Origin of the sequence: Sporosarcina luteola, assembly GCF_007991495.1 — a bacterium.
Classification (GTDB): domain Bacteria; phylum Bacillota; class Bacilli; order Bacillales_A; family Planococcaceae; genus Sporosarcina; species Sporosarcina luteola.
Map to the genome: position 1 here is coordinate 1 of NZ_BJYL01000003.1, position 13,154 is coordinate 13,154.

The 13,154-nt window shown below is 47.6% G+C and carries 12 protein-coding genes and 1 pseudogene; 11 read left to right on the forward strand and 2 right to left on the reverse strand.

What is annotated here, in order from left to right:
• Positions 1-60 precede the first annotated feature (60 nt).
• Positions 61-1,221, reverse strand: a complete 1,161-nt coding sequence (locus SLU01_RS00420) for a DUF418 domain-containing protein (RefSeq protein WP_246110826.1) — start codon at positions 1,219-1,221, stop codon at positions 61-63.
• A gap of 78 nt (positions 1,222-1,299) precedes the next feature.
• Here SLU01_RS00420 and SLU01_RS00425 point away from each other — a divergent pair, with 78 nt between their 5' ends.
• From SLU01_RS00425 to SLU01_RS00440, 5 genes are all read left to right on the forward strand, one after another.
• Entirely contained in the window at positions 1,300-1,623 is a 324-nt protein-coding gene (locus SLU01_RS00425; RefSeq protein WP_147054180.1) for a YhdT family protein, read from the forward strand.
• The gene (gene panF, locus SLU01_RS00430; protein WP_147054182.1) at positions 1,620-3,068 is read left to right on the forward strand and encodes a sodium/pantothenate symporter; all 1,449 of its coding nucleotides are present in this window, start codon (positions 1,620-1,622) and stop codon (positions 3,066-3,068) included. The genes SLU01_RS00425 and panF overlap by 4 nt, the downstream gene beginning before the upstream one ends.
• Before the next feature lie 153 nt (positions 3,069-3,221).
• The gene (locus SLU01_RS00435) at positions 3,222-4,133 is read left to right on the forward strand and encodes a DMT family transporter (RefSeq protein ID WP_147054184.1); all 912 of its coding nucleotides are present in this window, start codon (positions 3,222-3,224) and stop codon (positions 4,131-4,133) included.
• 441 nt (positions 4,134-4,574) lie between these two features.
• Positions 4,575-4,739, forward strand: coding sequence for an Rpn family recombination-promoting nuclease/putative transposase (locus SLU01_RS18305; RefSeq protein ID WP_281288347.1), 165 nt, complete (start codon positions 4,575-4,577; stop codon positions 4,737-4,739).
• A 35-nt stretch (positions 4,740-4,774) separates the two neighbouring features.
• Positions 4,775-5,563 (forward strand): Rpn family recombination-promoting nuclease/putative transposase, encoded by a 789-nt coding sequence (locus tag SLU01_RS00440; RefSeq protein ID WP_281288352.1) that lies wholly within the window; start codon positions 4,775-4,777, stop codon positions 5,561-5,563.
• A gap of 474 nt (positions 5,564-6,037) precedes the next feature.
• On the opposite strand, the gene SLU01_RS18495 is transcribed toward SLU01_RS00440, so the two are convergent.
• A complete protein-coding gene (locus SLU01_RS18495; RefSeq protein ID WP_445009325.1) occupies positions 6,038-6,148 on the reverse strand; it encodes a putative holin-like toxin in 111 nt (36 codons plus the stop codon).
• Positions 6,149-6,972: 824 nt separating this feature from the next.
• Here SLU01_RS18495 and SLU01_RS00450 point away from each other — a divergent pair.
• The 6 genes and pseudogenes from SLU01_RS00450 to SLU01_RS00475 all read left to right on the forward strand — a co-directional run bounded on the left by SLU01_RS00450 (position 6,973) and on the right by SLU01_RS00475 (position 13,022).
• Positions 6,973-7,872, forward strand: coding sequence for a nuclease-related domain-containing protein (locus tag SLU01_RS00450; RefSeq protein WP_281288353.1), 900 nt, complete (start codon positions 6,973-6,975; stop codon positions 7,870-7,872).
• A gap of 205 nt (positions 7,873-8,077) precedes the next feature.
• Positions 8,078-8,419: an IS66 family insertion sequence element accessory protein TnpA gene (tnpA, locus tag SLU01_RS00455; RefSeq protein WP_147054190.1), complete on the forward strand. Its 342-nt coding sequence runs from the start codon at positions 8,078-8,080 to the stop codon at positions 8,417-8,419.
• The gene (gene tnpB / locus SLU01_RS00460; RefSeq protein WP_147054192.1) at positions 8,403-8,762 is read left to right on the forward strand and encodes an IS66 family insertion sequence element accessory protein TnpB; all 360 of its coding nucleotides are present in this window, start codon (positions 8,403-8,405) and stop codon (positions 8,760-8,762) included. Before tnpA ends, tnpB begins: the two co-directional genes overlap by 17 nt.
• A 40-nt stretch (positions 8,763-8,802) precedes the next feature.
• A pseudogene (gene tnpC / locus SLU01_RS00465) lies at positions 8,803-10,067 on the forward strand (IS66 family transposase).
• Between the two features lie 298 nt (positions 10,068-10,365).
• Complete coding sequence (locus SLU01_RS00470; RefSeq protein WP_147054195.1) at positions 10,366-11,448, forward strand: CAP and S-layer homology domain-containing protein; 1,083 nt, start codon at positions 10,366-10,368, stop codon at positions 11,446-11,448.
• Between the two features lie 407 nt (positions 11,449-11,855).
• Positions 11,856-13,022, forward strand: a complete 1,167-nt coding sequence (locus SLU01_RS00475; RefSeq protein ID WP_147054197.1) for a S41 family peptidase — start codon at positions 11,856-11,858, stop codon at positions 13,020-13,022.
• The last annotated feature ends 132 nt before the right edge of the window (positions 13,023-13,154 follow it).

The window sequence follows — 13,154 nt, forward strand, 5'->3', positions numbered from 1 at the left end:
ATTCCAAGTTCTCATTCCCGCTCAAGGAGTTCTCAATCCCATAAGTCAGCATCAAAGAACTCACAACCTCACCACTCGTCTAATAGAAAAAACCTTCCAATACGTAATCATACGCCACACCCATTCAAACGGGCCCATCGTAAAGTAGCGTAGCCAGACCATGCTGAAAACCATTTGCACGGTGCAAATTGCAATACAAATATAGAATGTGCCCATATACGATAAATCCGCTGTGACATGGAAGACCTTGCCGATAAGAAGGATGAGCGCTGTCTGACCTAAATAATTGGTCAAAGCCATTCGACCATAATAATTAAGCGGTGTTAAAAGCATTTTCACCACTTTAGATTGCAAAAGAACCAGCAGCAATCCCATATAACATGCAGAAAGGATGGGGCCGATCATGACGCCTACCTTCAAAAACGTACTGGTCGCATCCATATGCCCGTCTTCATCCACCATAATCATGTTAAAGAAAGGTTCTGCAGGCACTAGTTTGTACTGCATATAGACCGCGACTGTACTGAGAACCAATAGCACAGACGTAAAGAAATAGATCCGTCGCTTTTTAGAAAGGTTCTCAAACAATCGGTATTGCCCACAAACGAGCCCAAGTAAAATTAGCGGCAATGTTAAGAGAAGCTTACTTCCCATCATCGCAAAAATGCCAAGCAACGAAAGGGCAATGAGCAAGTTTACATGCTTGTTGACCTTATAGAACGGAAGGACGAGTAACCCGCATACCGCGTAGATCGCCAATGCCTCACCCGGCTGAAACATCATATGAATCACCCCGAATGCAAACAACACCATCATCCTACGCAAGAATAAAACAGATCCCTTTTGTTCCTTAACTTTCGCCCTCGTCAAAAAAATATAAAACCCGACCCCGAATAAAAATGAAAAGATGGAGTAAAAGCGGCCTTCTACAAACAAATATAAAAATCGTTGATAGCTAGCATCCAATGTATGTGGAGCGGGGATATCAATGTGAAGCAATGCCAGTATATTGACGAGAATAATTCCGAGTAAGGCAAATCCCCGTATCGTATCCAGTTCCTCTATTCGTCTATTCACTACCTTGATCACCTGACCTTTCAATGCAATGGTTTCATTGTAAGACGGGATGCAATCGCCATCCATCGGTTCAAGTGACGTCTTCCTTACAGATTTGCAAGCTTCATGTGGTGGACGTTCTCTATCTAAAATTTCCCCTCCCAAACCCGCTAGAATCCTGTATAATCAAACCCAAAGACACACATTCGTCAAATAATACTCCAACAGAAAGGAGCACCCAACATGTCCACGAACAAAGCGCCGCAAAACGCGCCAGACACATACAAACCCGACCCACGCTTCAAAATCGCGCACAAAGAAGCACTCATCGGCGTCGGGCTCGCCATCTTCAACTTCATCTGGTGGTTCGGTTTCGCCTACGGACTCGGTTCGCGCCCACCTGAAGAATATACATACATCCTCGGCCTGCCCGACTGGTTTTTCTATAGCTGCGTCATCGGCTTCATCCTGATGTCAGCACTCGTCATCGTCATCACTAAATTTGTCTTAAAAGAAGTCCCGCTTGACGCCGAATACATTGAAAAGGAGGAACCGCAAAAGCCATGACCCTAAACATCCAAGTCATCATCCCATTACTCATCTTCCTAATTGCGATCTTCGCCATTGGCTTCATCGCATCGAAACAAATGAGCTCAGGCGGCGGATTCCTCCAAGAATACTTCCTAGGCGGACGCGAACTCGGCGGCTTCGTCCTCGCTATGACAATGGTTGCCACATACGGCAGCGCTTCCAGTTTCCTCGGAGGGCCAGGGACCGCCTACACTGTCGGCTTCGGCTGGATTCTGCTTGCGATGACTCAAGTCGTCACCGGCTATTTCGTTCTCTTAATCTTAGGGAAAAAATTCGCCATCCTCGGCCGCAAATACAATGCCGTCACGATGATCGACTTCCTGAAAGCGCGCTATAACAGCCCGGCCGTCGCGATTCTATCAGCCATCGCCATCATCATATTCCTATTCTCCGCCATGACCGCACAATGGGTCGGCGGGGGACGGCTCATCGAATCGCTCACCGGGCTCGAGTACACAACGGCGCTCTTCATCTTCGCGATTTCCGTCCTCGTCTACGTGACGATCGGCGGATTTCGTGCAGTCGCACTCACCGACGCCGTCCAAGGCGCCATCATGGTTGTCGGCACACTCATCCTCCTCATCGGCGTCATCATCGCGGGCGGAGGAGTTCCAGCGATCATGCAAGATTTATTGAATGAAAACCCGAGACTCGTCACGCCATTCGGAGCAGACGGAACCCTCACCGCCGGATACGTATCCTCCTTCTGGATACTCGTCGGCGTTGGCGTCGTCGGACTCCCACAAATGGCCGTTCGCGCCATGAGCTACAAAAGCTCCCGCGCCATGCACCGAGCACTCGTCATCGGTACAATCGTCACCGGCTTCATCATGCTCAACATGCACCTGATCGGCGTTTTCGCCCGTCCAATCATGCCGGGCATCGACGTCGGGGATAAGGTCATTCCGTTAATCGCGCTCGAAGTATTGCCCGCGTGGCTAGCAGGCATCGTCCTCGCGGCACCAATGGCGGCCATCATGTCGACTGTCGATTCACTGTTGCTGCTCGTCAGCTCAGCCATCGTCAAAGACGTCTACCTGAACTTCATCAAACCGGAAGCAACCGAAAAGCGGGTCAAACAAATAAGCTTCGGCGTCACAGGCATCCTAGGAATCATCGTCTTCCTACTCGCCCTGCAGCCGCCCGACCTGCTCATCTTCCTGAACCTATTCGCCTTCGGAGGTCTCGAAGCCGCCTTCATCTGGCCCGTCGTCCTCGGACTCTACTGGAAATACGGCAACAAACACGGAGCACTACTCAGCATGATTACCGGCATCGCCAGCTACATCGCGATCCATTTCTACAACGAAGCATACGGAAACCTACTCGGCGTCCACACAGTCACGATCCCAGTCGTCCTGTCGCTCGCCGCCTACATCATTGGCTCACTCGCCATCCAACGAAAAGCCTTTAGGTTTTGAAATGAAAAGCGGACCCTCACAACCGGGAGTCCGCTTTCCTCATCCAAAAACGCATAAACTCCCAAACTCACGCATAATCCCAAAAACTCACGCATAACCGCCCCCCATATGCTAAACTAATCTCTACCGATCAAAAGAAAGAAGGCCGACAACATGTGGAAAACCTACATACTCCTCACCACCGTCATGCTCCTCTGGGGGCTCAACCTCCCAGCACTTAAATACCTCCTCACTTTCATGAACCCCGTCACCATGACAGCACTCCGCGTCCTCACCGCCGGAATAACTGTCTTCGCCATCCTCGGAGCCCTCAAACTCCTGCGCCTCCCAACCAAAAAGGAATGGACATACATCATCGGCGGAGCCGCACTCAACGTCGTCCTCCACCACTACTTCCTCAACATGGGCCTCTTCCGCACAACCGGCACCAACGCCAGCCTCATCCTCGGCACCGGCCCAGTACTAACAGCCATATGCACAGCCCTCATCCTGCGCAACTACCCGACCAAAATCCAATGGATCGGCGCTAGCATAGGCTTCATCGGCATCAGCTCCGTCGTCCTCGCAGGCGGCGACAGTTTCACCGGTCTCAAACTCGGCGACGCATTCATCTTCATCGCCATCCTTGCACAAGTCCTTTCATTTTTGGTAATCGCTAAGGCGGCAAGGACGCTAGACCCAAGGCTTCTCACCGCGTACATGCTAACTGCTGGGAGCATCCTGCTATTCGCCATCAGCTTCATCCAAGAGCCCGGCGAACTAATAAAATTCACAACCGTCCCGCCAACCTTCTGGCTCGTCTTTGCAGGAAGTGCCATCCTAAGCACAGCCGTCGGACACATGCTCTACAACCATTCAATCGGACAAGTCGGCCCCGCCAAAGCCGCCATCTTTATGAACTTGAACACGCTTTTCTCATTGGCAGGCTCAGCCATCTTCTTAGGAGAAATCATCACAAGCCACCACCTGCTCGGCTTCGTCCTTATCATCATTGGCGTCATCCTAGGCTCCGGTGCTGCCGAAGATCTTTGGAGAAAACGGAAATCCAAACCCGAGCCGTCTTAAGACGGCTCGAGAGAAATAAACCTCCTGCGTTTCGTCCTCCGTGCGCGCAACACAATCAAGCCCCGCCGCAACGCAATCAAGCCGTCGAGCAACACAATCAATTCACTGCAACGCAATCAACCCGTCGAGCAACACAATCAACTCCATGCGTAACACAACCAATCTGTATTGCAACGCAAGCAAACCCGAACGCAACACAATCATCGTATCAGCCCATCCCTTATATCCTTTTTTGAATCCACCCCCTGATTTGTCAAAGGCATTAGGCGCGACAGGGGAGGAGGGAACGAAAAAAGTCCCGCGGTTATAATAAGTTCAACTGAATCAAGATTCGCACTGATCCCCATACAGCCATTCACTAGCAAAAAAACAAGGATGAACGATATAATTAACGTACAAAAAACGACCGAAAACTAAGCAGGAAAGGGGGAAACACAGCAATTGAAAATCCAAAATCCACACGACAAATTCTTCAAAGAAACACTCGGCAATATTGCAACTGCACAGGATTTCCTAGTCAATTACCTGCCGGATCAAATTATGAATGCCATCGATATCAACACACACTTGAGCCGCAAAAATAAAGCCTCATCAGTAATGAACTAGTAGAAAGCTTTTCGGACCTTCTATTCAAAGTAGACATACATGGAAAAGAAAGCTATATCTACTTCCTGTTCGAACATAAAAACTATCCTGACAAAGGAATCGCCTTTCAACTACTGAAATACATGGTGGAAATCTGGGAAAGCAAAACAACGAAGGAGAACAGGGAACTGCCAATCATCATTCCGCTCGTCATCTACCATGGCAAAACAGACTGGCGCACCCCATCCAATCTAGGCGCCATGTTAAATGGCTACGATCAGCTATCAGAAGAACTGAAAGCCTTCGTGCCGAATTACAACTACGTGCTCTACGATGTGTCCATTTTCACCGACGAAGAAATCAAAGGGGAAACGCAACTACGCATCCTGTTGACACTCTTACGCGACATCTTCACAAAAGATCCAAAAGAACTCCAAGAATCCATTCTTAAAGCACTCCACTACTTAACCGAGTTGGAGGATAAACAAACTGGCCTAGAATACCTGAATACCATGATGCACTATATATTCGGCGTTGACACAAGCCTATCAGAATCTGAAAAAGATGAAATCATTCGTGGAATAGATACAATCTATCCAGAAGGGAGAGAACTGACTATGTCATTCATAGACAAGTGGAGAGAAGAAGGAATTGAAAAAGGAATCGAAAAAGGGAAAGTGGATGCCTTATCTGAAGTAGCGGTCAATCAGTTGACTGAAAGGTTCGGCGAATTACCTTTAGAAATAAAAGACGGAATTGCTAATGCGGACACTGTTGCATTACAACTTCTTCTGTCCAATATCTTTAGATATGAATCCATCGACGACGTCAGAAGATACATTTGAAAAATGAATAAGATCCTTGGCTTTGCCCAGACCCAGCAGGGGAATGATTCCCCTGCACCCTCATTTTCCCTCGCCGGTAGGCAGGAACAAACAAGTTTGTTCCAAGCCAAGAGGGTCTGGGTGCATCCTATTTGTCAACGCCTTTCCGCTCCTTATGCCCACTCGGGAAAAACGCCTTCGCTCCGCTACCGCGGAAAGACATTGACAAATGCCTGGTAAGCCCACGGAACAACACTTTTTTTGGATAGGCCGCGAAAAATATTCGCCGATGGAAAGGAATTCAAAAATTCTCCGTGATTCTAGTAAGTGAAACCCCCGTTTGTATATGCTACACTATACATATACTAAAAAAAGACTGAGCGCTGCGAACGCCCAGTCAATTCAATAATTGCAGCTGACATCCGCAAAAAGAGCGGTTGGCCAGTTGTAATGAAGGCGAAAAGTAACCCCATCACACTAGTCGAGCGGAGGGGGTTACTTTTTTCTATTGGCGCATAACGCAATCATTGCAACTAGGACTGCAGCCCAAAGTGCATGTAAAATACCGAATTGAATCAGTATGTTAATTGCTTCATATGTCACCATATAAACACCCCCTTTCAAAGGGAGTGCCAACCGCCCATCCGCTTATGCAACCGCAACATCTATTCTAGCATTCTATCACTACAAATGCGAACTAGTATTCCTGCTAACTACAATATTGAAACTCAACCCGCCAAGGAGTAAAATCGAGTTCCTAAATTTGTGAAAATCACTACGCGCGAACAGGGAAGGGAACTAGATTAGGTTATGAACAGTTTTTGGAACAATAGTAAGCCAGACCCTGGGCTTTGCCCAGACCCAGCAGGGGGATGATCCCCCTGCATCCTCAGCAAAAAACACCCCCACCCCCCTCAGTTTTGAGGGGGCTCCCTCGCCGGTAGGGAGGAACAAACAAGTTTGTTCCAAGCCAAGAGGGTCTGAGGGCATCCTATTTGTCAACGCCTTTCCGCTCCTTATGCTCACTCGGGAAAACCACCCTCGCTCCGCTACCGCGGAAAGACATTGACAAATGCGTGAAATGCCCTAAAGAATGAAGTTATTTGCTGGATATTTCCGTGTGTTTTACCGCAACGCAATCATCGAGGTTCGCAACGAAAGGAATTCAATCCGCAACACAAGCAAACATGCGCAAAACAATCAAATCCCCATGCAACACAACCAAATTCAATCGCAACGCAAGCAATCTATAACACAACGCAACCAACTAGGTTTGCAACACAAGCAAGCACCCAAACCCAATCAATTCCTTGCAACCACCAAAAGTAAATGCTAAACTATCATCGAAAACAGAGTATTCAATACAAGGAGTGTGACCATCCATACACGAACAACGAACCCAGCCTGAAGAACTCACCCAACTCGAACGGCTGCTCACAAGACTACCAACCAAACACCCACAACACGAAACCGTCAGCAAAAAGTACAACCAAGTCAAGGCCGGCTACAGCGGAGAACTATATGTAGACCGAGTACTCAACGAGATCGCCTTTCCCCAGGGCACAGCAATCCTGAAAGACATCACATTGGAAATCAACCCCGACTTCCAAATCCAGATCGACACCCTGATCCTATCCCCAACCATCGCCTTTCTGCTTGAGATCAAAAACTATAGCGGCACCGTTCATTTCGACGTAGCAACAGGGAAAACTACTAAACTTTCACCAAACGGCCAAGTCGAAAAATACGACTGCGACATTCACCAACTGGACCGAGCGGTAACCGGTCTAACTGAATGGTTACAAAAACGCAATATCCAGATTCAGATAAAGCCTATCCTTGTCATGGCGAATAATAAAACTGAAATACCGGAGTTCCCAGACGAAGTAACACTTAAATATGCAAAACAACTCCCGCGCTACATTCGAAATTTCATAACGAATGAACCGCGACTAACAATAAATCAAATCCAAAAAATCACGAAAACTATCAACGAGAATCGTAGAAAATGGTGGAACGACAAAGCATGCAAGCGATACAATATCTCACCGAACGACCTGAAAAGGGGAGTGCTCTGCCAAATATGCAACCAACCAGCCACCCGCGTCCGTGGACACTCCTGGTTTTGTAGGACGTGCGGTAAAAACACAAAAGAATCGCTGCAACAATCCATAGATGATTGGTTCCTGCTCGTCAGCCCGACCATCACGAACAGGCAAATCCGTCTCTTCCTAGAACTAAAATCCAGCTCTGCCGCAAGCGTCATACTTCGAAACACCAACCTCCGCCGCACCGGCGCCTCCCGAAGCACTACCTATACAAAATTCTAAAGCCGCCTGGGAGGACGGCTTTTTTTGAGCTTATAAAAACCATAACGCACCATTACTGAACTCCCTTCTGCAACACAATCAATCTGATTCGCAATGCAACCATCGTTGCTCGCAACACAGTAAGCGTTAAAGAAAACACACCTTATTTCTGTGGTTCGATCATGAAATAATGATGACATCTTCAGATTTGAAAGGAGTTTTCAACTTGGTACAATTAAATAATGAGCCTCCGGCACTGAACGAGCACGATTTACGTATGATGGAGTTTATCGAAGAATGGAAACAAAGCGGACAGTCCATGTCTGAATGGACTAAAGAACGCGAGGATATAACCTACTATCAATTATCGAGAGCCAGAAGAAAGCTTTTTCCTGAGGAAGTATACGGAACTGGAAAGGATCATACATGGTCTGCGATAACAATGGAATTCCCCAGCTCTTCGATTAATGTGCATCTAAATGGATGTCGTATTGAAGTCCCTCCGGGATTCGACAGGTCACTCCTTGAAGAGATTGTGGAGGTGCTGAAAGATGCGCATAAATCTTGAGGGTGTCACTGGCGTCTTCCTCGCCCATGGCTCAACAGACATGCGACTTTCCATTGACGGTCTGGCAGCACGTGTGCAGGAAACCTTCGAATTAGATCCCTTCTCATCGAACATATTCATCTTCTGTAACCGCAATCGGGATAAGGTGAAAATCCTCCACTGGGAGCATAATGGCTTTTGGCTCTACTATCGTAGGCTGGAGAATGGCAGGTTCAACTGGCCGCAAGGTCCAGAGGACCAGGCGATGAAAATTACCCCGCGTCAACTCTCCTGGCTACTTGAAGGATTGACGCTGGAAGAGGGGAAAGTTTTTCCGAAAGTTACTGCACAAAAAGTTGTCTGACGGAGTTGAAAATCTCCTAATAGCTGCCGAAAAATATAGTATGAGAAACTTTGAAAAAGATCAAACCCAACCAACTGAACAGGAAAATAGGATTACGGCACTCGAAGAGGAGCTTTTATGCCTGAAAGCGATCATCGCTAGGTACGAGGAAATGTTACGCCTGCAGAAACAGCGCCAATACGGTGCTTCAAGCGAAAGGTTTCCAAGTGGACAGCTTAGCCTCTTCGAGGAAAATGAGACCTCTTCCAAAACGGCGCTCCCGCAAGGAGCACCTGATGAAATCACAGCCGATAAATCTCACCAAAAAAAGAAACGGAAAGTACGGGAAAGCTTAAATGCGGAACTACCCGTGACCGTTATCACTCATAGCCTGCCCCTTGAGGGGCGGGCCTGTTCAGATTGTGGAAATTACATGCATGTGATGAAGACGGAAATCAGACGGGAAATCAAGGTAATTCCTGCGCGGGTTGAAATTATCCAGCATGAACGGGATGTCTACTCTTGCCGTACCTGCGAGAAAGTGAACACAAGGACACCAATTGTAAAAGCTCCAATGTCAGAAGCAGTCATCCCGAAAAGCATGGCTTCTTCTTCCGCAATCGCTTATGTGGTTACTCAGAAATACCTGTACTCCACGCCTTTATATCGGTTGGAGTTCCAATTCCGTCAATTCGGGGTGGAATTGTCCAGGCAGACAATGTCCAATTGGCTTATCCATTCCACAGGGGAACTACTCCAGCCTTTATACGAATCCATGCGTGCATTCCTAGTGTCGCTCCCTATCCTTCACGCAGACGAAACAACCCTACAGGTTTTAAAGGAGGCAGGCCGAAAACCTACATCCAAATCATACATATGGTTGTATAGATCAGGAAGGGTCGGACCAGCAATCGTACTCTTCGAGTACACGCCGACGCGCGGCTCTGGGCATCCGGAACGTTTCTTAGAAGGATTCAAAGGAAATCTACATACAGATGGGTATTCCGGTTATGAAAAGATGGAAGGCTCGATATTGACAACAACAAAGCCGAGCGGTCCATCAAACCATTAGTGATTGGTAGGAAGAACTGGCTGTTCTCCAATACACCGAAAGGTGCCCAGGCGAGCGCAATTCTTTACAGTATTGTAGAGACAGCAAAGGAGAACAAACTAAATATCCTGGAATATCTTCAACACCTTTACGAGACGTTGCCAAATATCAATAGGAATGACAAAGAGGAACTTGCGAAGTTATATCCATGGTCGAAAAATCTTCCGTTGCATTGTTACCTACCTACAAAAGAAGATAACACTTCTAAAGAATAAAGGATCTGCATCTGAATCAATAGGTGCAGATCCTTTTACGCTTACGCAACACAACCAAACCAGCGCAACACAATGAAATCATTGAGCAACACAACCAAACCACATCGCAATGCAACCAACTAAAGCTGCAACACAACCAAAACTACCCGCAACGAAACCAACCAACTCACTGTTCTTCGGGGTCCCTACTGCAACGCAACAAAATCTATGCACAAACTCCAAATTTAACCCACAACACCATATCCCTCCACACTCTAAGAAAAAAACAGTATACTCATAGAAAAGGAGGCAAACATCTATGAAACTCAAACTAGCAACTGCACTACTAGCAGCAGCCCTGATCCTGCCATCCGCTACCGAACCGGTACAAGCCGCAACTTTCAAAGACGTTCCAACAACTCACTGGGCCCACAACGCCATCGACACAATCTCAAACGAAGGCATCATCAACGGCTACCCAGACGGCACTTACCGCCTAAACGAACCCGTCACTCGCGCACAAGCCGCCAAAATCATCGCACTCGCAACTAAAACGAAACCGACACATGACTTTACACCGGATTTCAAAGACGTCACCCCGGCACACGGTGCATACAACCACATCCGCGCACTCACCGAACGCGGCATATTCAATAACGGTGGAGCTTTTAATCCGAACGCACAACTAACACGCGGGCAAATGGCTAAAATCATCACACTCGCCTACGACATCACCGTGGATGACAATGACCTGATCACCTTCAGCGACGTCCGTAAAATCAACGGCTACTACAGCTACATCACAACACTCGCTGAACTCAACATCACAACAACCGAACAAGGCGGCGAATTCAAACCGAATGACCCAGTCACACGCGCCCAAATGGCTGCCTTCATCCAGCGCACCAACGAATTCGACGCGAAACGCAAAACCGGAGAAATCTACTACGACCAAGCCCAACAAAAATACGTCGAAAAAGTCTACACAATCCCGGAACCACCGCCAAGCCAAATGGATGAATCACTAGCATCACAAACCATTAATCTAGTAAACAAGCAACGCCAACAACAAAACCTCGCTGCACTCAAAGAAGACAAAGCACTTACTAGCATCGCCCAAACAAAAGCCGAAGACATGGTGAAACATAACTACTTCGCCCACAACTCACCAACCTACGGCTCCGTCGGCGACATGCTCGACCGCTTTAACTACAGCTGGACAGGCTACGGCGAAAACATCGCTAAAGGCTACACGACAGCCGCAACCGTTGTCCAAGGCTGGATGGAATCACCCGGCCACCGCGCCAACATCCTCCAGTCGAAATTCACCAATATCGGCACAGGCTACACCACCGACCAAAACGGCACCCCCTACTGGGTCCACATCTTCTCAACAAAATAACAAAAAAGGGGGCGGCCAAAACCGTCCCTTTTTAGTCAATCGCGCCTCACCAATCCCCAACGCATAGCAACCTCCGCATCCATCTGCAAAAAACGCAACGCAACCATTCAACTGGGCAATACAATCAAATTCCAACGCAACACCACCAAATCAATCCGTAACACAACCAAACACCCGCAACACAATCAAAACGCTATACAACACAAGCAACCTGCATCGCAACGCAATCATCATCCATCGCAACACAACCAACTATCCCTGCAACAAAAGCAAACCTTCGGTTTTCACTGTGCTCAAAGGCCCTCTCTGAAATCTATAAAACTATTCTCCCGCACCATGTCTTTAATTTCGCCAAATGGGTATAATAACCTTAACAACCCGCATACCAAGAAAGGGGAGTCACCGGCATGAAACAAATCCAATCCATTCTACTCGCATTCATAACAATTATCCTACTCGCGCCAGCAGCTGCGGCTCAAACACAAACAGCCGAAGCCGCGCGCGTCGACGATATCAAATTCTTCGTCGAAAACTTTTACTACGGAGACATCCCTGAAAACCTGCAATCGATGACCACCATCGACCAAATAATAGAAGCACTCGATGAATACTCACGCTACATGACGCCCGACGAATACACGAACTACGTATCAGCAGTCGGAGCGGACGACATCGCCCTCCACGACATACATGAACCAGCCGTCTCATCCGCCATGCTGTACGGCAACGTTGGCTATATTAGCATCACAACCTTCTCGACCAACATGGACAAGGACGTCATCAGACACTACTCGAGCCTGAAAAAACAAGGTGCCGATAAACTCGTCATCGATCTCCGCTATAACGGCGGCGGCTACGTCGAAAGCGCCGAACAACTACTCGGACACTTCGAAGGCGTCAAAACAGCCTACGAAATGAAAACGAGAGAAGGCAACACCACTGTCAAACCGGTGCAATCAAAAATTAAATTTCCGAAACAAACCTATATACTCGTCAACCGCTACTCAGCATCTGCATCTGAAATCGTAGCTGCTTCCCTCCAAGACCAACAGGCCGCCATCATCGTCGGTGAACAGACAAAAGGGAAGGGCACAATCCAATCCTTCTTCGAATTCGAAGACGGGGCAGCACTCAAACTAACAATCGGTGAGTTCACAGGACCGAAAAAGTCCAAAATTCATCGAAAAGGGATTGCGCCGACAATTGATTGCGAACATGACAAAGAGCTCTCTACCATCCATGCACGCATTTTGAAAGATTCATTGGCTCACCAGCAATACAAACAGGTAGACGACCTGCAAAACGTTTTGACAGACAAAACATTCCATTTGCATTTCACACAAGAAATGAACCTAACCTACAACCAAACGTCCAATAAAGTAGAACTCGTTAAACTAGGCGGTGTTGCAGTGCCGATCTCCATAAAACCGAACGGCGCAAACACACTCGATATCACGCCGAATAAAAGAATGCAAAAAGGGGGATCCTATTTCCTCATCGTCCAACCAGGCTTCGCCAACGACAAAGGGCGAACGACTAAACAAGGCATCTACACACCCATCACGGTGAAATAAACAAAAGCGCCATCAGCTCCAAAACATGTACAAGCAACACAACTATGCTATAATCTACAATTGGTAAAATGTAAGAACCAACTGTATGAATTAGAGCGAAGGTGCCCACAAGCGCCGTCGCAAAAACATAAG